Consider the following 24,605-nt stretch of genomic DNA (forward strand, 5'->3'; position numbering starts at 1 on the left):
GGGCCCTGGGCTCTGGCTTTGTTGGAACGTCACCGAGAGGTGCCCGGACAGCACGCCCCGGCGTGATGCAGAGGATCCCCTCGGCGGCCCTGGCAGCCGCCCCGAGATTCGCCGTCGGTCACAGTGGCTGGACATCACGAGCTGGGACCCAGGCGAGCCACTCGGGCCAACCCGTCGCGCTCTGGCGGACACAGACGTAGCCGCGGACGGTGCTGACCGCTTCGAGCACGAGGGGCTCGACAGTCCCCCCCATAGGTACGCGTAGTCACCAGCACGGGGCGCGGCGCGGATCGAGGCGCTTCTGATGGCTGAGCTCCCCGCAGTTCACGACGAGCATCGAGTAGTCCGGGGTCGGCGGTCGCTCCATGGGATGGACACTGGCATGGGCAACTGACATCTGGAGCCCTACAGGAGGGTGCCGCGGCCGTCGGGCACGGCGGTCGGCGGCTCCGCGGATATGAGAGCACACGTATGGGCAGCGGCCGGGCGACGGGGTGACGTCCCGGTGGCAGCACCGGCTCTTCCGTTCCTGCGGTCGCGGATGGAAGGTCGTGCGGCCGGTGACCTGCTGATGCCGCCGATGCACAGAGGCCGCTTCACCCGTCAGTTGGACTGGGCGAACAAGGCGGGTGGCCGGACGGTGCACGACCTCCGCCACACTGCGATCTGCGTCTGGATCGCCGCAGGCGTCTATCTGGCGACTGTGCGCGCCTGGGCCGGACACGCCGACCTCGGCATCACATCGCGCTACGTGCACCACCTGGGTTCGGAGGCGGATCGCGCCGCAGCCCCCTCGTCTTCCAAAGTTCGCGAGCCAACGGTGACGCATGTCCCACTCAGGGATGTCTCAGGTGGGCTTGAGATACTGTCCCGGACCCTCTGCCCACAGGTTCGTGACCTGTGCCCTGACCAAGGATCTCGATGACTACTCGCCGCTCCCGCATCCTCCTTTTGGCCGTCCTCGCGGCGCTGATCGCCGCACTGGTTGCTCGGGCGTGGTTCTCCGAACCGGCCGGCTTCTCGAGCGAGGTCTCGGGGGAGGTCTCGTGGGAGTCCCTGGTGCGGGAGGACAGTCACGTGCTGTCGCAGGCCCAGGCAGAGGAAGCCGTGCTGGTGGAGTTCTTGGACTTCGAGTGCGAGTCGTGCCGCGCGTTCTACCCAACGGTGGAGGAGCTCCGCGCGGAGTTCGCCGACGAGCTGACCGTGGTCATGCGGTACTTCCCGATCCCGTCGCACGCCAACGCGCAGAACGCAGCCGTGGCGGTCGAGGCCGCCAGCCGGCAGGGCCAGCTCGAGGCGATGTACAAGATGATGTACGTCACGCAGGGCGAGTGGGGCGAGGCGCAGGAGTCCAAGGCGGAGGTGTTCCGCGGCTTCGCCGGCGACCTGGGCCTGGATCTGGCTCAGTACGACCAGGACGTCGCTGACCCCACGACGCTCGAGCGCGTGACGCGGGACTTCGACGACGGGCTCGCGCTGGGTGTGACTGGGACGCCTACCTTCTTCCTGGATGGTGAGAAGGTCACCGCGAACTCGCCTGAGGAACTGCGCGCCGCGGTGGAGGCGGCACTCGACCAGTGAGCGTTGCCGAGATGGTCTTCTCGGGTCAGCTGCTCGTCGCCGTTCCGCTGGCCGTCCTGGCCGGCCTGGTGTCTTTTGCCTCCCCGTGCGTTCTCCCGTTGGTGCCGGGGTACCTCGCCTACGTCGGTGGCCTGAGCGACGGCGAGACGACCAGGCGACGACTACTGATCGGTGTCGGCCTGTTCGTTGCCGGTTTCACGGCAGTCTTCGTCGCCTACGGCGCCCTGTTCGGGGCCCTGGGCGGGTAGCTGGTGCGCCACCAGGACCTGCTCACCCGCGTCCTGGGGCTCCTTGTCATCGTGATGGGGCTGGTCTTCATGGGGCAGCTGGGAATGTTGCAGCGCGCCATCAAGCCGTCCTGGCGCCCGGCGACCGGGCTCGCCGGGGCACCACTGCTGGGCATCGTCTTCGGTCTCGGATGGACGCCGTGCTTCGGGCCGACGCTCGTGGCAATCTCAGCGTTGAGCATCGAGTCGGCCGCGGCATCCCGAGGAGCTGTTCTGGGCCTCGCCTACTGCGCGGGACTGGGGCTGCCGTTCTTGGCGATCGCGTGGGGTTTCGGGTGGGCCACTCGGGCGATGGGCTTCCTTCGGCGGAACCTGCGGACCATCAATATCGTGGGCGGGCTCGTCCTGGTGCTCATCGGGATCGCCATGGCCACCGGCCTCTGGGGCGCGCTGATCCGCCAGCTGCAGGGCGTCATCAGCGGGTACGTCACCCCGATCTAGTGCTGGCGAGCGCGGCAAGCAGCAGTCACAGGACTCGTCCGGGCTCTGCTTGTCAGATACCAGGACTGAGGCGGGTGTGCAGCAGGCGTCGCCGCGCCAGGCCTCGCGGCCTTCCTTGATCGCGACGGCCGCGATGATGAGCGCGGCGAGGGGGTCCGCCCACGTCCACCCCAGGGTGCTGTTGAGCACCAGGCCGACGAGCAGGACCGCCGACAGGTAGGTGCACAGCAGGGTCTGCTTGGAGTCGGCGACCGCGGAGGCGAAACCGAGCTCGCGGCCCGTGCGTCGTTCGAACCACGACAGGAACGGCATGAGTTCCACGCCGCCCACGGGCGCGCCCCCAACCCTGTGGAGATCACCCGGCTGCGCCAGCAGGTCACCCGCGCCACCCGCCCCGCCAAACACGTCCACCCCATCGCCGAACTGTTCGCCCGGTGGTGCGCCCGCGCCACCACCTGCACCGGCCACACGCCGGAGGAGCTCACCGCCGCTGCTCTCACCCGATCCCGCAGCGCCCGTTGACGGCGACGATGGTGGGACCCGACGTCGTCACCCACCAAGCCGATCTGGCGATCGGGGAGGTGATGGCGAGACACCCGACGTGGACTAGGTGAAGACCTTCCCTTCGAGCTTAGGTCACTGTCTGCTGTATAGTCATCACATGCTGACTATTGCTTCACGTCTCGACGTCATGAACCGGCTTGGCCGTGCGATGGCGGATTCGACGCGCTCTCGGATTCTGATGACCCTGCTCGGCGGGCCGAGCTACCCGGCCGTGCTCTCGCGCGAGTTGGAGCTCACCCGCTCGAACGTGTCGAACCACCTTGCGTGTCTGCGCGACTGTGGGATCGTCGTTGCCGAGCCCGAGGGTCGACAGACCCGCTATGAGATCGCGGACCCGCATCTGGCTGCGGCACTGACCGCGCTCGTGGATGTGACGCTGGCTGTCGACGAGAACGCGCCGTGCGTGGATGCATCGTGCACCGTGCCGGCCTGCTGCGGGACGGAGGCGCGGGCGTGAGCGCGGTGACGAAGTCCCAGGTGGAGGGGACTGTGGTCGACGATGAAGACGACGACCATGATGGGCCGTGGTGGAAGGATCGCGGGATCATGGTCCCGGTGTTCTCCGGTGTCGCGTTCCTCGCGGGCCTGATCTGCGAATGGTCCGGCGCGGAGATCCCGGCGCTGGTGCTGTTCTGGATCGGGCTGCTGCTGGGCGGGTCGACCTTCACACCCGGTGCGATCCGGAAGCTACTCAAGGGCAAGCTCGGCATCGGTCTGCTAATGACGATCAGCGCGGTCGGCGCGGTCATCCTCGGCTACGTCGAGGAGGCGGCCGCACTGGCGTTCCTCTACTCGATCGCCGAAGCGCTCGAGGACAAGGCGATGGACCGCGCCCGCGGTGGTCTGCGGGCCCTGCTGAAGCTGGTTCCCGACACCGCGACCGTGCTCGTCGACGGAAAGCAGACGGAGATCACGGCGAAGGAGCTCACGATCGGGCAGGTCATGTTGGTGCGTCCTGGGGAGCGGATCGCTACCGACGGCGTCGTTCGTTCCGGGCGCTCCAGCCTGGACACCTCCGCGATCACCGGCGAGTCGATCCCTGTCGAGGTCGAACCTGGTGACGCAGTTTCCGCCGGGGCGATCAACACGGCGGGGGCGCTCGAGGTCGAGGCCTCGGCGGCGGGGACCGACAACTCGCTGACCACGATTGTCGAGCTCGTCGAGCAGGCGCAGGCGGAGAAGGGCGACCGAGCCCGCCTCGCAGACCGGATCGCCCGGCCACTGGTGCCGGGTGTGCTGATCCTCGCCGCGCTGGTCGCGCTGATCGGGTCACTGTTCGGCGACCCGGAGCTGTGGATCACCCGCGCGCTGGTGGTGCTCGTCGCTGCCAGCCCCTGTGCCCTGGCGATCTCGGTGCCGCTCACCGTTGTCGCCGCGATTGGCGCGGCCAGCAAGTTCGGCGTGATCATCAAGTCCGGTGCAGCCTTCGAACGTTTCGGCACGATCCGTCACGTCGCCGTCGACAAGACCGGAACGCTCACCCGCAACCAGCCCGCCGTCACCGCGGTCCTCACCGCCGACGGCGTGACCGAGGGTCAGGCGCTGGAGTGGGCTGCCGCGCTGGAACAGCACAGCACGCACCCGCTGGCTGCGGCGATCACCGCCGCCGCGCCGGGGGTTCTGGCGGCGCTCGATGTGACCGAGCAGGCAGGCAACGGCATTGAGGGCATCGTCGCCGGGTCACGGATCACCGTCGGTAGCCCCCGCTGGCTCGATGCCGGCACGCTCGGAAGTCAGGTTGCGGGTCTAGAGGAGCAGGGCATGACCGTCGTGATCGTTCACCGCGATGAAACGCCGGTCGCCGCGATCGGGGTTCGCGACGAACTGCGTCCCGAGGTCCCCGAGGTCGTACGCACCCTCACGGACCAAGGGGTTGGTGTGACGATGCTCACCGGTGACAACGCGCGTACCGCGCGCACCCTCGCCGCGCAGGCCGGAATCGATGACGTGCGCGCCGAACTCCGACCCGAGGACAAGGCCGCCGCGATCGGCGAGCTATCCCGGGCGGGCTCGGTCGCGATGATCGGCGACGGCATCAACGACGCCCCTGCTCTCGCCGCCGCCGACATCGGCATCGCGATGGGAGCGACCGGCTCGGACGCTGCGATCGAGTCCGCGGACGTCGCGTTCACCGGCCACGACTTGCGCCTGATCCCGCGAGCGTTCGACCACGCCCGCCGCGGCCGTCGCATCATCAACCAGAACATCGTCCTGTCGCTGCTGATCATCACCGCCCTGCTCCCACTGGCACTGTTCGGTGTTCTCGGGCTTGCGGCCGTCGTCCTGGTCCACGAGATCGCGGAAGTCATCGTAATCCTCAACGGGCTCCGGGCCGCGCGTACCCGAACGGCAGTGTCATGACTGTCTGGGACGCCGGGCCACTCGCCGAGGCGGCCGTGGGAGGCGTCGAGGAGTCCTTGTCCGGCCACGAGACCAGGAAGCGGGCTCCCCGCGCGGTCGGCATCGCCCTCGCCGTCGCTGTACTCGGGCTGATCTTCGACCAGGTCACGAAGATGCTCGCGATGGCACAGCTGTCACCCGGCAGCCGTGTCCCGCTGATCGGAGATCTACTCTCCCTGTCGCTCGTCCACAACCCCGGAGCCGCGTTCTCCATAGGCTCCGGGGCCGCGTGGGTGTTCACCGTGATCGGGGTCCTCGCCGTGGCCGTGACGATCGGCGTCGCCGTGCGGCTACGGGGCATCCGCTGGGGCATCGCACTCGGACTGGTCCTCGGAGGTGCGGTCGGCAACCTCGTCGACCGGCTCATGAGACCGCCGTCGTTCGGGCAGGGGCATGTCACCGACTTCCTCGCCTACGGTGACCTCTTCATTGGAAACATCGCCGACGTCCTCGTCGTCAGCGGTGTGGCCCTGCTCTGCCTGATCCTGATCCCCTCGAGCCGGCAACCGGACCACCATGAGCGCAGGGACGTGGATTCTGAGCGCGATTCGCCGAACGCACAGACCGACATGAGCCCTGCTCGCACCACACGAGCGAAAGGCTCATCCCGATGAAAGTACAACTCCTGCACATCGATGACTGCCCGAACACGGCGGATGCCGAAGCGCGTACGCGCGGTGCACTCGATGCGCTCGGCTACGCGGATGTGGCTGTCGAGTCAGTCACGATTCGCTCTGAAGCCGAGGCTGCGAGCATCCAGTTCGGTGGCTCGCCGACGATCCTCGTCGACGGGGCTGACCTGTTCCCGACGACGCCGGTGCGATCGCTGGCCTGCCGGGTCTACCTGACGGAGGACGGCTTCGCTGGTGCACCAACTCAAGAACGGCTCGAAGAGGCGCTGCGCGGCGTCTCTCGGTAACGCAGAGGCGACATCTGGACGTAGTACCGGCTCGTCCCCGGTGCGCCGCTGGACCAGATCGCCGCCATCCTCGAATCCGCGTAGCCGACTAGACGCTATGTAGTGACCGCTCGGGACTGCTCGGGGGTTGTCGGGCTGGGGCCTCGCCTACAAGACTCGTGGGTTACCGGGCGGGGCTGCCTGCTCGGCCTATCCGAGGGTTGTGGGAGGCCCCAGCATGAATGAGCGTACGAGTGTTGGTCTGGACGTGCACGCGCGATCGGTGGTGGCTGCGGGGATCGATGGTGTCACTGGCGAGGTGTTCAGGCAGCGCCTGGTCCCCGACCACGAGCAGATTGAAGCGCCCCAGGTTTCCTGCCGCTTCTATGCGGGTTGAAACTGCTCGGTGAGTGAAGCGTAGTGGGCGCGCTCGTGCTCGACGGGAGGGACGTTGCCCAAGGTGCCGTGCAGGCGGCGGTTGTTGTACCAGTCGACCCACCCGGCTGTGGCGTACTCGACGTCAGCGATGGTCTTGTAGGGGCCGGTATGGAAGATCGTGGTGCGGATGCACTCGGCCTTGTAGAGCCCGTTGATCGTCTCCGCCAGCGCATTGTCATAGGCATCGCCCACGGACCCGATCGAGGGGCGGATGTCCTCCAGTGCCAGGTGCTCGGTGAGCTTGATCGAGGTGTACTGGGCGAGTTCAACTGGTCGACGCAACACCCTGATATTGGAGGTGTTGATGGGACGTCATCCGAACTGGATGGTGACGCAGACGGGGCGGCCAGCGATGCGCTCTCCTGGGCGTCCCCCGATTCGTCGGGAGGTCGGCCGAGCGTTCTGGCTCAAGGTCGCCGAAGGGCTGTCCAGCGAGGAGGCTGGCATCGCGGTCGGTGTGTCGCAGGCAGTCGGCTCGCGCTGGTTCCGTGAGGGTGGTGGTATGCCGCCGTTCAGCCTGGCCCCGTCGTCGGGACGCTATCTGTCCTTTGCCGAACGCGAGGAGATCTCGCTGTTGTGGGCGAAGGGCCACGGACCTCGCGGGATCGCTCGAATAATCGGGCGCTCGCCCTCGACGGTCTCTCGGGAACTGCGTCGCAATGCGGCCACACGCGGCGGGAAGCTGGACTATCGGGCGTCGGTGGCGCAGTGGAAGGCAGAGTTGGTCGCCCGTCGCCCGAAGACCGCGAAGCTTGTCGAGAACGAGCGGCTGCACGACTACGTCCAGCAGCGGCTGTCGGGTGAGGTCTGTCGTCGCGACGGAACGCCGGTCGGACCAGCGGCTATACCGTGGACGGGCCGGAACAAGCCGTATCGGCGCGACAGGCGGTGGGCGACGGCGTGGAGCCCGGAGCAGATCTCTCACCGGCTGAAGATCGACTTCCCGGATGATGAATCCATGCGCATCAGCCACGAGGCGATCTACCAGTCGCTGTTCATCCAGGGGCGTGGCGCGCTCAAGCGGGAGCTGGTCACCTGCCTGCGCACGGGCCGGGCACTGCGCGAACCACGAGTCCGGTCGCGGAACAAGCCGCAAGGGCATGTCACCGCGGACGTCGTCCTCAGCGAACGCCCCGCTGAGGCCGCAGACCGTGCGATCCCAGGGCACTGGGAAGGCGATCTGATCATCGGAACGGGCCGTTCCGCGATCGGCACGCTCGTCGAGCGCAGCAGCCGGTCAACACTCCTGGTGCATCTGCCCCGCCTGGAGGGCTGGAGTGAGAATCCATCCGTGAAGAACGGGCCGTCGCTCGGCGGCTACGGCGCCATCGCGATGAACGCCGCGCTGACGGCGTCGATGACGATGCTGCCTGAGCAACTGCGCCGGACGCTCACCTGGGATCGCGGCAAAGAGCTCTCAGGGCATGCCCTGTTCACGCTGGAGACCGGAACGAAGGTGTACTTCGCCGACCCGCACTCGCCCTGGCAGCGGCCCACGAACGAGAACACCAACGGCCTGCTGCGCCAGTACTTTCCCAAGGGCACTGACCTGTCTAGGTGGCCCGCCGAGGACCTCGAAGCCGTCGCCCTCGCGCTCAACAACCGGCCGCGCAAGGCCCTCGACTGGAGGACCCCCGCCGAGGTCTTCGAGGAGCAACTACGCTCGCTACAACAGCACGGTGTTGCGTCGACCGGTTGAACCCGCCCTGGGACCCGGCGATGCTCTCCTAAGAGTCAAGTGGTGATGTGGCGTTGCCGGTGGGTGTTGGGGCGGATGTGCTGGCGGCCGGGGTTGAGCAGGAAGTAGATCTCGCGTGCGACGTAGCGTTTGAGGCAGCGGATGATCTCCATCTTGGAATGGCCTTCGGCGGTCTTCTTCGCGACGTAGGCCTGGGTGGTGGGGTCGAGACGGATGCGGCTGATGACTGCCAGGTGCAGGGCCCGGTTCGCCTGGCGGTCGCCGCCGCGGTTGAGCCGGTGGCGTTGGGTCATGCCCGATGATGCGGGCAGTGGCGCGACGCCGCAGAGCATCGCGAAGGCGGCCTCGGACTTCATCCGTTCGGGGTTGTCGCCGGCGGTGACGAGCATCTGGCCGGCGACCTCGATCCCGATTCCGGTCCGTTCGAGCAGTGTGGGGGCGAGGGCTTCGACGATGGGGTTGATGAGTTCGTCCAGTCCAACGATCTCGTCGGTCAGCTCGAGGTAGCGACGTGCCAACGTCTTCAGCGAGACCCGGTAGGCAGTGACCGGGTCGGTTGCATTGGAGACATCGGGGCGCCAAGCGGCGAGGGTACGGATCAGCTGCATCCTCGTCAGGCTCCTGACCTGTTCTCGCAGTTCATCGGGTGAAGAGATGATCGACATGCGCAGCAACTGCAAGGCGCTGCGACGTTCTCTCACCGCGTGAGCGCGGGTAACACGCAGGATTCGCAGTGCTTCTACCGCCCCGTCCTTGGACTTGGGGATCGTGGTGCGGTGGTTGTGCAGGGCTGCGCGGGCTGCGCTGATGGCGTCGAGGTCGTCATCTTTGCCTTTACGGCGTCGGTCAGAACGGTCGGGACGGTCGACCTCGAGCACGGTGATGCCGGCCTTGGCCAGGGACCGGGTCAGACCAGCACCGTAGGAGCCGGTGCCCTCGACACCGATCCTGACAAGGTCGCCATGGCCTGCAACCCAGGCCACCAGCGCCCGATACCCCGACCGCGTGGTCGCGAAGCTCTTCGTTCCCAACACGGTCTCGGTGGTATCAATGACCGCCGCGACGTGCAGCTCTTTGTGGGTGTCGACGCCAGCGAAGACAACAGTGCGGTCTTGGCTTCTGTCAGTAGATGTGGGCATCCTTGTCATGTCGTTCTCTCCGATTCATCCGATGGGAAGAGGCGGCACCGCGCTTCGACCGAACCGGCGGACAAGACAGTGATGAGCACCTGTTGGCGCAGGCTCTCCTTAGGTCACCCCGGCGGCGAGGCGTAGCGCCTGACCGGGTGCCCCCAGAGGACTGACAGATCCGGGGAAAGACAACTCTTCGTCGATCGGAGTGGGGGTCAAGAACCTCTGGAGGCACCCGGCACCAGCATCCTGAGTGTCGATCGCTGTGCGGGTCAAGACCTCTGGGAACACCGGCACCATCAGTCTCACTATCGGAGTGATGGATGAGTTGCCCGGGCGCGGGCGGATGGCCCTCGCGGTCGCGTTGCCACAACGCTATGCGCAGCGGGACCATGACCAGGTCGGTCTCCTTCGAGGTCGCGGCGTGCCAGGCCACGATCCGTTGTGAGAACACGTCGATGATGAACGCGACATACGTCCACCCCGCCCACGTCCTGACATACGTGAAGTCCGTGACCCAGACGCAGTTCGGTGCCGTGGCGGTGAAGTCCCTGTTCAGCAGGTCCCCGGCCCGGATCCCGTCCTTGGCCGGGATGGTCGTGCGCACGCCCTTGTCCCGGCGCACCCCCGACAGCCCCAGCAGGCGCATGCCCCGATCCACGGCCCCAGGCGTCGCCGGGACCAGGCCCTGGCGGCGCAGGTGCGCGGTCATCTTGCGGCGCCCGTAGAGACCCTCCGGAGTCATCACCCGGCGCCGCTGACCCTGGGCGTCGGTCGTGGTCATCCAAGCGACCTCACGGATCGCCTCGACCACCAGGGCATCGCTGATCGTGCGAGCGGCAGGACGGGCGCTGCGCCAGGCCCGGTAGGTTCGTGCGGCGATCTGGCAGCCCTGCTCACGCAGCACCGCGCAGACCGACTCGACCGCATGGCCCTGGGCTCGGAGGGAGTCGATGAATCCCATGATCATCGGTTGCGGGGGTCGAGCTCCCCGACGAAGAAAACCGTCGCCGCCTTCAAGATCGCGTTGTCCTCTTCCAGGCGGCGGACCCTGGCCTTGAGCGCCTTGATCTCAGCCAGGTCCTCACTGGTCACCCCGGGACGGCCACCGCCATCAACCTCGGCTTGGGCGACCCAGCGGCGCACCGACTCCCGGCTCACCCCCAACTGCTTGGCCACCGCGAACGACGCCGCAGTCACGTTCTGATACTCCCCGAGGTGGTCGTTGACCAACCTCACGGCACGAGCCTTCAGCTCCGAATCGATCTTCTTGGGCATGAACTCATTCTCCTGGACTCAAACAGGAGCGGCATCAAACCTGGGGCGCTTCAGATCGAGTCGTGGATCAAGACCTTGCCGGGTCCGTGGCGGGCGACATATGAGGCAGGTCCGACGGGATTCGGGCTGGCCCGGCATCTGAACGCTGCCGGAGTGGCGACGTTGGTCGCTGCGCCCTCGAAGCTGCAGCGACCGGTCGGGGACCGGGTCAAGACCGACGCCAACGATGCGCTGCACCTGGCCCGGTTGCTCAAGCTCGGTGAGATTGTGCAGGTGACGGTTCCTTCGGTGGTCCAGGAGGGGGGCCCGGGATCTGGTGCGGGCCCGTGAGGACGCCCGTGGTGATCTGATGAGCGCCCGGCACCGGCTCAGCAAGCTGCTGCTGCGTCAGGGAATCGTCTATTGCGGTGGCAAGGCGTGGACCAGGACTCACGACCAGTGGTTGCGCAGGCAGCATTTCGACCAGGTGGGGTTGCAGCTCGCCTTCGACGCCGCCTATGACGCTCTGGCCGCGGTGATCGACCGCAGGGACCGTCTCGACGACGCGATCGCAGGAATGGCCGCTGACAGTGAGTTCACGCCCGTCGTCGACCGGCTCGGAAGCTTGCGCGGCATCTCGACGCTGACCGGGTTCGGGCTCGCGGCCGAGATCGGCGACTGGCACCGACTCGATGGCCGCAGGACCGGCGCCTACCTGGGGATGACACCCACCGAGCATTCTTCGGGCGCTTCGCGATCGCTGGGTGGGATCACCAAGACCGGGAACACCCACGCCCGTCGGCTGTTGATCGAGGCCGCATGGCACCACCGTCAGCCCTACCGGCCGTCCAGCCCAACCATGCGCGCCCGGTGGGACAAAGTGCCCGCAGCAGCACGCCGCAGGGGCGATGAAGGAAACCGACGCCTGCATGAGCGGTGGCTGGCATTCGACGCCCGCGGGAAACGGTCCGTGGTACCGATGCGTGACGCGAGGATCTTGACCTGTCTCGGGACGTCAGAGAGAGGGCGCGTGCCGTCAGCAGCCTGATCAATGAGAGCTGCGAGGCGTGACATGGGGCTCCTCATCTTCGGCGGGTGTACTGGCAATGAGCCTACGGCGCGGCGGGAGGCTGCGAACCATCTGCTGCGCCAGTGTCGGCCTCGTGGCTCACCGAGGATGGCGACACGCTGGGCAGGGGGTTCGCGAAAGAAGGCATCATCTCCGGACGAGCCGGGGATCGAGGTTCACGGAGGAACCGCGGAGCTTCCGCCACCGCGCGCGAGCCGTCCATCTAAGCGTCAACGCCGCCCCGGATCCCCTCGGGTCCACTGCGCGCGGCCTGCCCAGCTCCGGCATGGAGGTGTCCCCGGACCGCCCCAGCATGTGAGCAGGGCAACCCGGTTTGGCGCTCCTGCTCGGAAGAGGTGCACCCGTCGTTGTGGGTCTTGTCCGTTGTCCCCCAACCACTGGCATACCTCCAGGCATGAGCACTGCCCAGTTCACGACGACGTCCCGGCCAGCACGGGTGCGTCACGAATGCGCAGTCTCGGCTCCCCCACCTGGCGGCTTGTCATGGTGATGACCTTGCACCGCCTGTCCGCCGGTGCCGGCTACCAGTACCTGCTCAAGCACACCGCGGCCGGCGACTGCGACCGTGCCGGCGTCGCCCCGTTGACTGCCTACTACACCGAGTCAGGCAACCCTCCGGGCCGCTGGCTCGGCAAAGGCCTGGCCGCAGTGGACCTGGACGTGGGAGCTCTGGTTACCGAGGCAACGATGGCGAACTTGTTCGGCGCCGGGCGCCATCCCGTCAGCGGCCAGCCCCTCGGCAAGGCCTACCCCGTCTACGCCCCACCCGCGGATCGGATCGCAGCTCAGATCGAGAAGCTCCCCCCAGATTTGGATCCCGCCCAGCGTGAGGCCGCCGTCGCGACGATCACGCGGGTTGAGCTGAGCCGGAACCGTCCGGCGGCAGTCGCCGGCTTCGACCTGACGTTCACGCCCACCAAGTCCGTCTCCACCCTCTGGGCCGTCGCCGACCCGGGCACGCAGCAGGCGATTCTGGACGCCCACCGCGCCGCGGTCCAGGACACCCTCGACTTCGCCGAGCAGTCCGCCCTGTTCACCCGCACGGGTACCCGCGGGTGTATGCAGGTCCCCGTCCGAGGGATGCTCGCCACCGCCTTCGACCACTGGGACTCTCGCGCCGGGGACCCCAACCTTCACACCCACGTCGTCATCGCCAACAAGGTCCAAGGCCACGATGGCAAGTGGCGGTCCCTGGACTCCCGCGCACTGCATCATGCGGTGGTGGCGTTGTCGGAGATCTATGACGACCACCTCGCCGACCACCTCAGCGCTGCCGCCCCGGTCACCTGGAGCTGGCGCGACCTGGGTCCGCGCCGCTCCCCCGGATTCGAGCTCGACGGCATCGACAGCACGTTGATGCGGGAGTTCTCCACCCGCACCACCCAGATCGACGAGGCCATGACCGCGACCCTGGCCGAGTTCCACGCCGCCCACGGCCGCGCACCCAACCCGGTGGAGATCACGAGGCTGCGCCAGCAGGTCACCCGCGCCACCCGCCCCGCCAAACACGTCCACCCCATCGGCGAACTGTTCGCCCGCTGGCGTGCCCGCGCCACCACCTGCACCGGCCGCACTCCCGAAGAGCTCACCGCTGCTGCTCTCACCCGATCCCAAACGCGCCCGTTGACGGCGGCGATGGTGGGGCCCGACGTCGTCGCGCACCTCGCCGATCGGGCGATCGGTGAGGTGATGGCTCGGCGCTCGACGTGGACTAGGTGGAACTTGCTCGCCGAGGCCGCTCGCCTCACCCGTGGCGTACGCATGGCCACACCGGCTGAGCGGCGGATGGTCTTGGACCTGGTCACCGACCAGGCGTTGGCCCGGTGCGTGAACCTGGAGGCACCTCAGCTGTTCACCGTGCCATCGGACTACCAGCGCCCTGACGGCACAAGCCTCTTCGACCGCGCCGGTGAGGCCAAGTTCACCGACGAACGTATCCTCGGCGCCGAAGCCCGCCTCCTGGAAGCCACCACCGACACCTGTGCACCCAAGGTCACCGCCGCCGCTGCGACACTGGCCACCGAGGTTCCCGTGGCCCGCGCAGGCAGCACGCCGGTGCGCCTGGCCGCCGATCAGGTCGCCGCGACTATCGCGGTGACGACGTCCGGGCGGCGGTTAGAAGCACTGGTCGGGCCTGCTGGGACGGGGAAGACCACGACGATGGCCGCGATCAAGACCGCTTGGGAACGCGACTACGGCCGCGGATCCGTCCGCGGCCTCGCCCCCTCCGCAGCCGCCGCCGGCGAACTGTCCAAGGCACTGGGCATCGCGTGTGAGAACACCGCGAAGTGGCTCTACGAAACCACCGGGAACGGCGCCACCAAGAGGACCGCGCTGCTCGAGACGCTCGGGGCCAAGCGCGCGGCTGCGACCGGTGACCAGATCCGCCAGGCCACCATAGATACCGCTGCCGCCAGCCTGCAGACGGACGCGGCTCGGTGGGCGCTGCGCCGAGGTGAGCTGCTCATCATCGACGAAGCGTCCCTCGCCGGAACGCTCACCCTCGACGCCATCACCGCCCAAGCGTCCGCAGCCGGGGCGAAGGTCCTGCTGGTGGGCGACCACGCCCAGCTCTGCGCGATCGACGCCGGTGGTGCGTTCAACCTCATCGCCGAGCGCACCCACCCCGCGACGCTGTCGTCCCTGTGGCGGTTCACGCACCCCTGGGAAGCGGCCGCGACCCTCCAGCTGCGCACCGGCCAGGCCGCCGTCATCGAGACCTACACCGATCACGACCGCATCAGCGCCGGCCCACCCGAAGTCATGCTCGAGGAGGCCTACACCGCCTGGGCCCGCGACACCGCCGCCGGGCGTCCGGCGATCCTCATCGCCCCCGACTCCCACACCGTCCGAGCCCTCAACCACCGCGCGCACAACGACCTCGTCACCGACGGCCGCGTCGCATCCGACGGCATCACAACCGCCACCGGGACCGTGATCGCCCGCGGCGACCGAATCCTGACCCGCGCCAACGACCGACGACTACGCCTGCCCGGGCGCCACATCCGCAACGGCGACCTGTGGACCGTCACCGCCACCCACGACGACGGCTCCCTCACCGTCACGCCGGTCACCGACCCCGACACCGCGACGGCTGCGGCAGTGGAGGAGCTTCGCCTGCCAGCGTCCTACGTCGCCGAGCATGTCGACCTCGGGTACGCCACCACCACCCACCGCGCCCAGGGCATCACGACCGGTCACGCCCACGTCCTGGCCGCCGCTGGTATGACCCGGGAGAACCTCTACGTCGCCATGACCCGCGGACGGAACACCAACCACGCCTACGTCGCCACCGACGACGTCGACCCCGACTGCGACCACCTGCCAAACCCGCCGTCCCCGGCTGCGGGGGCCGCGATCCTTGAGCGGATCCTGGCTACCAGCGGCGCCGAGCTCTCCGCCACTCAGACCATCACCGCCAACTACAACGCCGCCGAATCCCTCGCCCACCTCGAACCCATCCGCCAAGCCCTCCTCGCCGACGCCGCCCACCGCCACTGGGACGCTGCCCTGGCCGCCACGCAGCTCGACCCCGACGTCGTCGACGACATCATGGCTTCCCCGCACCGCGACGCTCTCTACACGGTCCTCAACTGCGGCGCCGCCCACGGCTACGTGATGGATACGGTCGTCAACTCCCTCCTCGAGCGCGAAGGGCCGGACTCTTCCAGTATTGGAATCGATGCGCCCGACGCCGCGGCCTGGTTGGCCACTCAGCTCACCGAGTGGCTCTCTACCCGCACCGAAGACCCCTACAGCGCTCCCACCTCCGACGACGTGCTGATCGATCCAGCCGACCCCGCCACTCCCGTCATTGACGAGCTCGAAGGCCTCATTCGCAGCCGAGTGCAGACCCTCGCCGACCTCGCAATCGCCACCCGTCCCTCGTGGACGCACGAGCACGGTCCCGAGCCGGACGACGCCGACGCTCACCGCGGGTGGCGAGCCGAGATCGAAGCCCACGCGGCCCGCATCGACTACACCCAAGGCCCCACCCACGCACCGCGACCGGCGCCGTCGCCGGTCATGGAGCTGTAGACGAAGGAGTGACGGCCATGAGCCCCCGGCGAGCTGAGTACGAACCCGAAGACCTCGAGGACGACCCCTTCTTCCCACCACCGGTCTGGTCCCCGCCCCTGGGCCCCTCAGGCCCAGTCCTGTGGTCTGCACACCTACCCCAGCACGCCCGGCTCCTCCTCGAAGATCTCGAACCCTGGGTCGAATGGCTCGCAGGCCACTACACCCTCGACCACCGGATCATCCCCCCGTGCTGGGCACAGCACTGGGAACTCATCGAAGAGCTCTCAGCCCTCCACACCGCCTGGCAAGACGCCTACGCCGAAACCTCCCACGGAGACGCACCCCTCACCTGGCACGAACGATTTGCACCCGCACGACAACGACTCACCGACTGGGTCGCCCGCACCGGCTGCCGAGCCAACGAGCACCGCACACCCGCCTCAGTTCAACTGCGCTAGGGCGCCCTAGTGGCCAGTGCCGACCTATCAGAGTCAGCGCCTTGCGCCCACTTCCGCACGGCCTCCGGCTCTCGTCTGATCAGGACACGGTGAGCTACATGGGCACCTCGCGTGCCGACGTGGTCAGGTCCTCGCACGCACAGTTGAAGGTAGTAGTACTACTATGTGCATATGAGTGAAGATGCTAAGAGATGCACATTCGATGTGACCAGTCAGCATGTTGAGCTAGCCGCCGAGGTGTTCTCCTTGCTGTCCGACGTGACCCGCATCCGGATCATTCTGGCGCTGCGAGATGGCGAACTCTCGGTGGGCAAGCTGGCCGAGCTGGTGGGCAAGCCGCCGACGGTGGTCTCCCAGCACTTGGCCAAACTCCGCTGGGCCAAGGTGGTGCAGTCCCGGCAAGAGGGCACCCATGTCCACTACAGCCTGATCGACGAGCATGCCCGCGAACTGGTCAATCAGGCCGTGTTTCAGGCCGAGCATGTCCTTGACGTGGTTCCACGCCACCACTTGGACGAGCATCCGTCGCCGCGGGAGCTGGCTGAGCGCACGGGCGCGGCGTCGTGAGCGTATCGCCGGACCTGAAAACGACAGGACCCTCCCCGGTCGCAGCCGCCGGCGACGGCGAGAGCCTGCTGCGCAAGATCGATCGCGCAGACCTGATGCGCACGGCATTCGTGGCCATATGTGCAGTGGCTGTCGCGCTGGGACTGACCGGGCCATGGCGGGCCGCTCCCCTCATCGCGATTGTCGGCCTTGTCGTGGGGTGCTGGCCGATCCTGATCGAGGCGTGGGAGGACGTGTGGCACCGGCGGATGAGCATGGAGCTGTCGATGCTCATCGCGATCGTCGCCGCCGCTGCGATCGGCGAGTGGATAACTGCGCTCGTGGTCACCACGTTCGTTCTCGCGGCCGAGATCCTCGAAGATCTGTCGTTGGACCGAGGACGCGATGCGCTCACTGATCTGATGTCGTTCCTGCCGGCGACCGTCCAGATCCGCGACGGGGCTGAGCTGCGCACAGTACCGCTGGATTCTCTGCGCCCCGGACAGACGGTGATCGTCTCCCCCGGCGCAGGGGTGCCGGTCGACGGCACGGTGGTTCTCGGGCGGTCGAGCGTCGACCAGTCTCGTATCACCGGAGAGTCTCTCCCGGTCAACGTCGAACCCGGCAGCTCGGTGTTTGCCGGCTCGGTCAACCAGGTCGGTGCGCTCGAGATCGAGGCGGAACGCGTCGGGGCCGAATCCTCGTATGGGCAGATCATCGACGCCGTGCGAGCGGCGCAGGCCTCCCAGGCCCCCGTGCAGCGACTTGCCGACCGGCTCGCCAGCTACCTCGTCTACCTCGCACTCGGCGGCGCAGCCATCACCTTCCTCGTGACACGGGACATCACCGCGACGATCTCCGTGATCATCGTCGCTGGGGCATGCGGTATCGCTGCCGGCACACCACTGGCCGTCCTCGCTGCCATCGGTCGCGCAGCGAGCAACGGAGCGTTCATCAAGGGCGGTACGCATCTGGAGGCGCTTTCCTCCGTGGACACTGTCATCTTCGACAAGACCGGAACCCTCACCGAGGGCGCTCCGCAGGTCGTGGCCGTTCACCCGGCCCCCGGGACCACCGAGGATCAGGTGCTCATCGCTGCCGCGACAGCTGAGATGTATTCCGAGCACCCGCTCGGCAAGGCAATCGTCGCTCAGGCTCAGGCCCGCAGGCTGCCCCTAGGACTGCCAGAGTCATTCGACTACGAACCCGGCCGAGGGCTCTCGGCCCACGTCGACGGCCGCCTCGTCCAGATCGGCAACACCACCCTCGTTCCCGGTGCAAGGCAGTCCGCAGATTCACCGACCCTGGCAAGCGCGACGGCGGTGCACGTCGCGACCGACGGGGCATTCATGGGCACTATCTTCCTGGCGGACACCGTGCGCGCGTCGGCTTGCCAGTGCGTTGCGGACCTGCGCTCGATGGGCTTGCGAGTCGTCATGCTGACCGGCGACAGCCACGTCACCGGACGCGCAGTTGCCGCCGAGGTCGGTATCGAGAACGTGCGCACCGATCTCCTGCCCAGCGACAAACTCGCCGCCGTCGACGCCGAGCGTGCCGCCGGTCACAAGGTTGCCATGGTCGGCGATGGGGTCAATGACGCGCCCGCGCTCGCCCACGCCACTGTCGGCATCGCGATGGGTAGCGGCACGGAGGTGGCCCGCCAGAGCGCCGACATCGTCCTGATCAGCTCTGACCTGGCCGACCTGACCCACGCGGTGCGCGTGGCGCGTCGAGCCCGCCGCATCGTCATGACGAACTTCGTCGGAACGATTGCGATCGACCTAGTCGGCATCATGCTCGCTGCGTTCGGGATCCTCGGCCCGGTCCTCGCCGCCATCATTCACGTCAGCAGCGAGTCGGTGTTCATCCTCAATGCAGCGCGCCTAGTTCCTGGCGGTCGGACCGGGACAAGAAGCCGCCCGCAGGGTTAGCAGGCACCTGGTCGAAGGTCGAGGCGGCGCAACGGCTGAGCGTTGAGTGCGACGACCACGGTCGACAGCGACGTCAGGAGCGCACCGACCGCCATCGGCATGACAAACCCGACGGGTGCGAGGCCCCCGCAGCTAGGGGCAGGGCCACCAGGTTGTACCCGGTGGCCCACCACAGGTTCTACTTCATCTTTACGTACGCGACATGGGACAGCTCGATCACGGAGATCACCGAGCGTGGATCGTCGCAGACCGCGATCACCCCAGCCGACGCGATCGCCACATCAACACCTGCCCCGATCGCGATTTCCACATCCGCCTGAGCCAGTGCCGGGGCGTCGTTCACACCGTCACCGACCACCGCCACGCGCGGGCCCCGCCCTGGAGCTCTTGACCCGATCGCTCTTGTTCTCCGGCCGGACGCCGGCAAGCACCTGGTCGATGTGGAGCGCGCGAGCGACCGAACGGGTCACCGGCTCGGCGTCGCCTGTGATGCCTCGCGCGTGCAGCGCATCGACAGCCTCGCGCGACGCCGGGCGGATCTCGTCGACGAGGACGTGCAAGACGATAGACCCCTTGTCCGACCAGGCCCGGCTCGATGCCCGAGCCGTCCGGAAGGCGAACACCGCCCTCGGCCTCACCGTCCACGCCGAGCCGTCCAGTTCCATGCAGGCACCGACCTTCCAGTACCTGGCGGCGATCACCAACACGTCGTCGACGACCTCATGCACCTCGGCGGCAAGGAAATCGCCCGCGGGTGGAGGAACATCTCCTTGCTCAAGATCTTGACCAGCTGTTGACGTATGCCCTCGGGGCGCTCGGAGTCGAAACGGACTGGTTCTCCAGTCGCCGAGGCGCCCGGGGTGGCCGACGCGGAATCCATGGCCCTCACGACGACTACTCACTCACCGGTGCGTGGCCGGAGCCGACGCTGCGACCGGGTGGGTCCCCGGCTCAGACGAGGGCCCGCGTGCGGGCAGGCTGAGGCGCTTGAGCAGCAGGGCGTTGACCGCAACGATGAGCGACGACCCGGACATCGACAGTGCGGCGATCTCGGGGCGCAGCACCAGCCCGAAAGCAGGTGCGAAGACGCCGGCCGCGATCGGCAAGGCGATCACGTTGTAGCCGATGGCCCAACCGAGGTTTTGGCGCATCTTGCGCCGTGTGCCCTTGCCGATGCGCAGCGCAACGGGCACGTCCAGGGGGTCGGAGCGCATGAGGACCAGATCAGCGGTCTCGATGGCCACATCGGTCCCGGCGCCTATGGCGATGCCGAGGTCGGCGGTAGCCAGTGCTGGGGCGTCGTTGACGCCGTCCCCGACCATCGCCACCTGCCTGCCTGCCGCTTGTAGCTCGGCGACCTTGGCGGCCTTGTCCCCGGGTAGGACTTCAGCGATCACGGTGTCGATGCCAAGCTGCTCGGCGATTCGCCGCGCGGTCGCTTCGTTGTCCCCGGTGAGCATGACGACCTCAATCCCGGACTCGTGCAGGGCGGCAACGGCGGCCGCTGCCGTGTCCCGTACCGCGTCCGCCAGGGCGATCACTCCGACGGCTCTGCCGTCCACCGCCACGAGCACCACGGTCCGCCCGGAGGCCGCGAGGTCGTCGCGGCGACCCGCCAACTCGCCAAAGTCGACATTCTCGGCGGTCATGAGCCGCTGGTTGCCCACCAGCACGCGGTGCCCCTCGACCTGGGCCATTGCACCCTGGCCGGGGACATTGCGGAAGTCAGATGCTGAGAACTCCTGCAGGCCCCGCTGGGCGGCGAGGTCGACGATGGCCCGGGCCAGGGGGTGCTCGGACTCGTGCTCGATGGTGGCCGCCATGGCGAGCATCTCCTCCTCCGGCAGCCCAGCGGCGATCACCTCGGTGACCTCCGGTGCGCCCTTGGTCAAGGTTCCGGTCTTGTCCATTACGACCGTGTCGATCCGGGCGGAGGTCTCCAGCGCGGTCGCGTTCTTGAACAGCACCCCCCGCTGTGCGCCCAACCCGGTGCCGACCATGATCGCCGTAGGGGTCGCCAGGCCCAACGCGTCTGGGCAGGTGATGACCACGACCGTGATCGCGTAGAGCATCGCGGTCTGCATACTCGCACCCAACGCGAGCCACACCAGGAACGTCGCGCTCCCACCGAAGAGCGCGACCAGCACGAGCCAGAACGCAGCACGGTCGGCCAACCTCTGCCCCGGGGCCTTGGAGTTCTGCGCTGCTTGCACCATGGCCACGATCTGCGCGAGTGCGGTGTCCGCACCGACCTTCGTCGCCCGCGCCCGAAGGGTGCCGGTGGTGTTGATCGAGGCACCGACCAGCTCAGCGCCCAGGGTCTTGGCCACTGGCAGAGACTCCCCCGTGACCATCGACTCGTCGACGTCGGACTCGCCCTCCTCCACAATCGCGTCCACCGGGACCTTCGCACCTGGACGCACCAGCAGCAGGTCGCCGACCTGGACCTGCGCGGTGGGCACCTCGACGGTCTCGCCGTCGCGCAGAACCAATGCGGTCGAGGGGGCGAGTTCGAGCAGGGTGCGAACCGCCTCGCTCGCCCCGCCCCGGGCACGCATCTCGAGCCAGTGCCCCAGCAGCACGAACGAGGTGAGCACGGTGGCCGCCTCATAGAACACGTCCCCGCCCCCGGTGAGGGTGATCACGACGCTGTACAGCCACCCGGTGCCGACACCGACCGCCACCAGGACCATCATGTCCAGAGTCTTGGCCCGAAGCGCCCGGTAGGCGCCGTCGAAGAAGATCCATGCCGAGTAGAAGATCACCGGCAACGACAAGAGCAGCGAGAACACGTCGTCGCGCAGTCCGAACGGGGCCGAGACCGTGAAGCCTAGGACGTCGCGTCCGATCGGTGACCACAGCAAGATCGGCACGGACAGCACAACCGCCACCACCAAGCGGTTGCGCATGTCGCGGATCATGCCCTCCATCGACATCCCGCTGTGCCCCCCGCCGTGCCCCATCACCTCATGCGGCGACGCACCCGCCATATCAGGACCTGCATGGGCGTCGTGTCCACCGTGCCCGGTATGGGCGGCGGGTGGCTTGGTGGTGGTCAAGTCCGACGGCTCGGCCATCGGGTCGCACATATGCTCCGGCACGGACTGCCCGGCGCAGTGGTACCCGCTGTCGCGGATCCAGTCCGCGAGCTCAGCGACAGCAGTGCGGTCCGTGTCGTAGGTGATGCTCGCGGTCTGCGAGACAGCATTCGCCTCGACGACCAGCACCCCGGGACGGCGCATCAGCGCATCCTCTACACCGCGCTCCGATGTCGCCCAATGCAATCCACCGACCTGCAGGATCGTGGTCCGAGTGTTCATGTCAGATTCCGTTCCGTAGTTCATCTCCGGGCCGAGCTGTCGGAATGGGGCCCCTCGTGTGGATCAACTCCGGACTAGTCGGGCTGTCGCAGCGGGCGCTTCCATGAGCTTGGTCTCCTGCTCGCCGCCGCCAGCTCGCGCGGCAGCCACCAGGTAGTGGCTCATGCGCTCCTCCAGCAGCCCGAGCAGCATGGGCTTCAGCGGGCGGTGCTGTCGAGACCTGGGTGATGACGTCTACCCAATACGTGTCCTCTTGACCATCGTGGCGATCCCGCGCACCTGGTACTCGATGCGGCTCAGCCGGTTGAGCTGGTCGCGTTTGGGGCTTCTCCTACCGGCCATCATCGGCTGCTTTTGTCGGCGGCGCTGGCTGGCTTGCCGCTGGCCGGGGACGGGTGCTCCGCCCCCGGGCAAGGGTGCTGCTACGACATCACGGTGCTGGCGTAGTTCTCGGGTGTTGCGGAGAAGGTCGCCGCGCAGTACTTGGAGCAGAAGTAGTACGTCCGTCCCTCGTGCTCGACTCGGGCGGCGGCCTTGGCCGGGTCGACGGTCATGCCGCACACCGGGTCGGTCACCTTCGGGGACTTCTCTGACATGTCGCGCTCCTCTTCTGATCGCGTCCGACGCCCACCACCGGGGTTGGTGGGTGGCACGCGGACGTTGTTCGGGATGGCCGGAGACGCGATCCATACCCCATCCGGGTATGAAAGTGCCTCGACGCGGCTTTGCCCCAGCCCAAGCCCGGTGCAGCTCAGGCGTCGTGGCAGCAGCGACCGGCGACCTGCAGCCCAGCGCTGTCAACAGCGACGGCCTGCTGTGGCTGTCCATGGCCACCACCACAGCAGGCGCCCAAGGCGGAGAACTCGACGACAACCTCATACTTCGCGGCCCAAGGCCCGTCTGTGACGATCTCTGCAAGGCGCGCCTGCACCCGTGCGGCCTGGTCGGTGGCGTGCATCGCGGCGAAGGTTTCGGCGCTGTGGTGCTCGACGAGGGCGACGTACGCGCCGTCCGTCGTGCGCAGCAGGCGCCGTCCCTTGAGGCCGTCCGTCTCGCGCAGCTGGTCGTTGGACCAGGCGAACCACGCCTGGAACTCCTCCTGTCGATCGGTGGGGACTTCAGGGAACCTGGCGATCGCGACAAACATGTGTTCCTCCGTGGTGCTCTATTGCATGATGCAGGACCCCGCGATGCAGAGCGTGGGGTGGGACTGTCCAGACTCGTCCGCCGACCACGCACGCCGCGTCGAGGCACACTGAAGATTCCATGAAGATCGAACGCTCTGGGTCCCGCAGGCATGGTTCCGGGCCCCGTGCCGCTCTACATTTGAGCTATACCCCTTCCGGTATGCACGCCGGACGCGGCGACGTGCCGTGCGTGGGGTTGATCAGGAGTTGACATGGGCAACGGCTACTACATGCACGGCGACATGGGCTGGGGTTGGATCTTCGCGCTGATTGCGATCATCGGGATCGCGGGGATCGTGCTGCTGGTCGTCTTGCTAGCCCGGCAGGCCGGCGGCGGAACCCGGGGCGGGCCCTCCCCCATTCCTGGGGAGCACGTCAACAAGTCGGCATCATCCACGGGGCGCAGCCACGCCCGCCAGATCCTGGCTGAGCGGTACGCCCGCGGGGAGATCGACACCGCGGACTACCAAGAGCGCCTCCAGCACCTACCGGACGAGTAGCGGTGGAACTGATAGGCCGCCCCTGTCGCTGTCCTCTGTGCCTACCTCATCCAGAGCGGGACCGCACGGGTCCTCGTCGAGAGGCTCCGCATCAATGACCCCGCCCTGCTCGGGCTCACGCAGCCACAGTTGTGATCCATCGCCTCGATCGCGGCTGGGGCGTTCCTCGTCGCCGGCACCCGCCCGGTCCTCACCTCGGCCGACCGCGACCCAGATACCTCACTCGACCCCGTGCCGGAGTGGGAACCGTCGAAGCTTGAGATAGCACCTCCAGGGGCTCATGGAAATCGTCAGCGTCTCTTCGGCACTTCCGCCCAGACGGGACCCGCTCATCAGGCATCGACACTCAAGATTGATCAGTTCAACCTTCACCGACTCTTAATGAGTCCGAAGGGGATTCTCGATGGCCAGCGGGAAAACTGCTCGTATGGCGGTCGATCGCCTCTACGAGAATCGGGGGGCCATGAACTTGTGGTGCGGACCAACGGGCCCCGGGGGCTGGCTAGTCGCAACCGTCGCGTGCCTCGCTGTAGTCGCTCTCGCGGTCTGGGGAGTCAGCCGACTCTTTCCGATCCAGCGATCCGACGACGCCAGAACCACCCTCGACCCGCACCTCGCCTCTGACGACATCACGCCCATGTCGCACCCGGCACCGCGTACACAGCGTGACGACGACGACCGACCGACGATGACAAACGGAGTCTGATGATGGACCAGATCACAGCCCACCTCAGGCATCACCTCAAGCACATGCTGATCGGTGGGTTGCTCATCTTTGCGGCCCTGTGGGCAACGGGCATGGACCTGGGTCGAGCGTTCGGGCTCGCCTTGGTGCTGGCATGCCATGTGGGTATGGCA

General features: G+C 67.5%; 15 protein-coding genes and 6 pseudogenes. 13 read left to right on the top strand and 8 right to left on the bottom strand.

The features are described 5' to 3' along the window. Positions 1–921: 921 nt before the first annotated feature. On the top strand, positions 922–1,581 hold the full coding sequence (locus tag BLQ50_RS13120) for a DsbA family protein (protein ID WP_093184407.1): 660 nt from the start codon (positions 922–924) through the stop codon (positions 1,579–1,581). 11 nt (positions 1,582–1,592) lie between these two features. Beyond that, a pseudogene (locus tag BLQ50_RS13125) lies at positions 1,593–2,309 on the top strand (cytochrome c biogenesis CcdA family protein). A 51-nt stretch (positions 2,310–2,360) separates the two neighbouring features. Here BLQ50_RS13125 and BLQ50_RS19090 read toward each other — a convergent pair. Continuing rightward, positions 2,361–2,624 (bottom strand): annotated as a pseudogene (locus BLQ50_RS19090) (cation efflux transmembrane domain-containing protein); the annotation flags it as partial. Between the two features lie 346 nt (positions 2,625–2,970). Here BLQ50_RS19090 and cmtR point away from each other — a divergent pair. From cmtR to BLQ50_RS13150, 4 genes are all read left to right on the top strand, one after another. Continuing rightward, positions 2,971–3,330 carry a Cd(II)/Pb(II)-sensing metalloregulatory transcriptional regulator CmtR gene (cmtR, locus tag BLQ50_RS13135; RefSeq protein ID WP_093184410.1) on the top strand — a complete coding sequence of 120 codons (360 nt, stop codon included), beginning with the start codon at positions 2,971–2,973 and terminating at the stop codon, positions 3,328–3,330. Positions 3,331–3,419: 89 nt separating this feature from the next. After that, positions 3,420–5,234 (top strand): heavy metal translocating P-type ATPase, encoded by a 1,815-nt coding sequence (locus BLQ50_RS13140; RefSeq protein WP_425424103.1) that lies wholly within the window; start codon positions 3,420–3,422, stop codon positions 5,232–5,234. Continuing rightward, positions 5,231–5,887: a signal peptidase II gene (gene lspA, locus BLQ50_RS13145; RefSeq protein WP_093184415.1), complete on the top strand. Its 657-nt coding sequence runs from the start codon at positions 5,231–5,233 to the stop codon at positions 5,885–5,887. Before BLQ50_RS13140 ends, lspA begins: the two co-directional genes overlap by 4 nt. Then, positions 5,884–6,192 (top strand): hypothetical protein, encoded by a 309-nt coding sequence (locus tag BLQ50_RS13150; RefSeq protein WP_093184417.1) that lies wholly within the window; start codon positions 5,884–5,886, stop codon positions 6,190–6,192. The genes lspA and BLQ50_RS13150 overlap by 4 nt, the downstream gene beginning before the upstream one ends. A gap of 363 nt (positions 6,193–6,555) precedes the next feature. On the opposite strand, the pseudogene BLQ50_RS13155 reads toward BLQ50_RS13150, so the two are convergent. Beyond that, positions 6,556–6,870, bottom strand: a pseudogene (locus tag BLQ50_RS13155) (integrase core domain-containing protein); the annotation flags it as partial. 64 nt (positions 6,871–6,934) lie between these two features. Between BLQ50_RS13155 and BLQ50_RS13160 the strand changes: the two are divergent. After that, entirely contained in the window at positions 6,935–8,308 is a 1,374-nt protein-coding gene (locus tag BLQ50_RS13160) for an IS30 family transposase (protein ID WP_217629181.1), read from the top strand. A 35-nt stretch (positions 8,309–8,343) separates the two neighbouring features. On the opposite strand, the gene BLQ50_RS13165 is transcribed toward BLQ50_RS13160, so the two are convergent. Next, on the bottom strand, positions 8,344–9,447 hold the full coding sequence (locus BLQ50_RS13165; RefSeq protein WP_425424097.1) for an IS110 family RNA-guided transposase: 1,104 nt from the start codon (positions 9,445–9,447) through the stop codon (positions 8,344–8,346). 286 nt (positions 9,448–9,733) lie between these two features. Further along, positions 9,734–10,716, bottom strand: a pseudogene (locus tag BLQ50_RS19095) (IS3 family transposase); the annotation flags it as partial. Between the two features lie 51 nt (positions 10,717–10,767). Here BLQ50_RS19095 and BLQ50_RS13180 point away from each other — a divergent pair. From BLQ50_RS13180 to BLQ50_RS13200, 5 genes and pseudogenes are all read left to right on the top strand, one after another. Further along, positions 10,768–11,743 (top strand): annotated as a pseudogene (locus tag BLQ50_RS13180) (IS110 family RNA-guided transposase); the annotation flags it as partial. Positions 11,744–12,232: 489 nt separating this feature from the next. Beyond that, positions 12,233–15,823, top strand: coding sequence for a MobF family relaxase (gene mobF, locus BLQ50_RS13185; protein ID WP_175559132.1), 3,591 nt, complete (start codon positions 12,233–12,235; stop codon positions 15,821–15,823). Between the two features lie 17 nt (positions 15,824–15,840). Further along, a complete protein-coding gene (locus BLQ50_RS13190; RefSeq protein ID WP_093184433.1) occupies positions 15,841–16,263 on the top strand; it encodes a hypothetical protein in 423 nt (140 codons plus the stop codon). 171 nt (positions 16,264–16,434) lie between these two features. Further along, positions 16,435–16,830, top strand: coding sequence for an ArsR/SmtB family transcription factor (locus tag BLQ50_RS13195; RefSeq protein WP_093184436.1), 396 nt, complete (start codon positions 16,435–16,437; stop codon positions 16,828–16,830). Continuing rightward, the gene (locus BLQ50_RS13200) at positions 16,827–18,740 is read left to right on the top strand and encodes a heavy metal translocating P-type ATPase (protein WP_217629173.1); all 1,914 of its coding nucleotides are present in this window, start codon (positions 16,827–16,829) and stop codon (positions 18,738–18,740) included. The genes BLQ50_RS13195 and BLQ50_RS13200 overlap by 4 nt, the downstream gene beginning before the upstream one ends. Here the strand turns inward: BLQ50_RS13200 and BLQ50_RS13205 are convergent. The 4 genes and pseudogenes from BLQ50_RS13205 to BLQ50_RS13225 form a co-directional block, all read right to left on the bottom strand. Then, a pseudogene (locus BLQ50_RS13205) lies at positions 18,737–19,327 on the bottom strand (HAD-IC family P-type ATPase); the annotation flags it as partial. The gene BLQ50_RS13200 and the pseudogene BLQ50_RS13205 overlap by 4 nt on opposite strands. Before the next feature lie 315 nt (positions 19,328–19,642). Next, entirely contained in the window at positions 19,643–22,084 is a 2,442-nt protein-coding gene (locus BLQ50_RS13210; protein ID WP_342672064.1) for a heavy metal translocating P-type ATPase, read from the bottom strand. A 398-nt stretch (positions 22,085–22,482) separates the two neighbouring features. Beyond that, positions 22,483–22,656, bottom strand: a complete 174-nt coding sequence (locus BLQ50_RS13220; protein WP_093184438.1) for a YHS domain-containing protein — start codon at positions 22,654–22,656, stop codon at positions 22,483–22,485. A gap of 155 nt (positions 22,657–22,811) precedes the next feature. Next, positions 22,812–23,207, bottom strand: a complete 396-nt coding sequence (locus BLQ50_RS13225) for an antibiotic biosynthesis monooxygenase family protein (protein ID WP_093184440.1) — start codon at positions 23,205–23,207, stop codon at positions 22,812–22,814. A 252-nt stretch (positions 23,208–23,459) separates the two neighbouring features. Here BLQ50_RS13225 and BLQ50_RS13230 point away from each other — a divergent pair, with 252 nt between their 5' ends. Continuing rightward, complete coding sequence (locus tag BLQ50_RS13230; RefSeq protein ID WP_217629174.1) at positions 23,460–23,747, top strand: SHOCT domain-containing protein; 288 nt, start codon at positions 23,460–23,462, stop codon at positions 23,745–23,747. The last annotated feature ends 858 nt before the right edge of the window (positions 23,748–24,605 follow it).

The organism is Sanguibacter gelidistatuariae (genome assembly GCF_900096585.1).
GTDB lineage: Bacteria > Actinomycetota > Actinomycetes > Actinomycetales > Cellulomonadaceae > Sanguibacter > Sanguibacter gelidistatuariae.

Coding starts and splice junctions, on each gene's coding strand:
- BLQ50_RS13165 (WP_425424097.1), bottom strand. CDS start 9,447: ATGCCCACATCTACTGACAGAAGCCAAGACCGCACTGTTGTCTTCGCT.
- BLQ50_RS13210 (WP_342672064.1), bottom strand. CDS start 22,084: ATGAACTACGGAACGGAATCTGACATGAACACTCGGACCACGATCCTG.
- BLQ50_RS13190 (WP_093184433.1), top strand. CDS start 15,841: ATGAGCCCCCGGCGAGCTGAGTACGAACCCGAAGACCTCGAGGACGAC.
- BLQ50_RS13225 (WP_093184440.1), bottom strand. CDS start 23,207: ATGTTTGTCGCGATCGCCAGGTTCCCTGAAGTCCCCACCGATCGACAG.
- BLQ50_RS13150 (WP_093184417.1), top strand. CDS start 5,884: ATGAAAGTACAACTCCTGCACATCGATGACTGCCCGAACACGGCGGAT.
- BLQ50_RS13230 (WP_217629174.1), top strand. CDS start 23,460: ATGGGCAACGGCTACTACATGCACGGCGACATGGGCTGGGGTTGGATC.
- cmtR (WP_093184410.1), top strand. CDS start 2,971: ATGCTGACTATTGCTTCACGTCTCGACGTCATGAACCGGCTTGGCCGT.
- BLQ50_RS13140 (WP_425424103.1), top strand. CDS start 3,420: ATGGTCCCGGTGTTCTCCGGTGTCGCGTTCCTCGCGGGCCTGATCTGC.
- BLQ50_RS13120 (WP_093184407.1), top strand. CDS start 922: ATGACTACTCGCCGCTCCCGCATCCTCCTTTTGGCCGTCCTCGCGGCG.
- BLQ50_RS13195 (WP_093184436.1), top strand. CDS start 16,435: ATGAGTGAAGATGCTAAGAGATGCACATTCGATGTGACCAGTCAGCAT.
- mobF (WP_175559132.1), top strand. CDS start 12,233: ATGCGCAGTCTCGGCTCCCCCACCTGGCGGCTTGTCATGGTGATGACC.
- BLQ50_RS13160 (WP_217629181.1), top strand. CDS start 6,935: ATGGTGACGCAGACGGGGCGGCCAGCGATGCGCTCTCCTGGGCGTCCC.
- lspA (WP_093184415.1), top strand. CDS start 5,231: ATGACTGTCTGGGACGCCGGGCCACTCGCCGAGGCGGCCGTGGGAGGC.
- BLQ50_RS13220 (WP_093184438.1), bottom strand. CDS start 22,656: ATGTCAGAGAAGTCCCCGAAGGTGACCGACCCGGTGTGCGGCATGACC.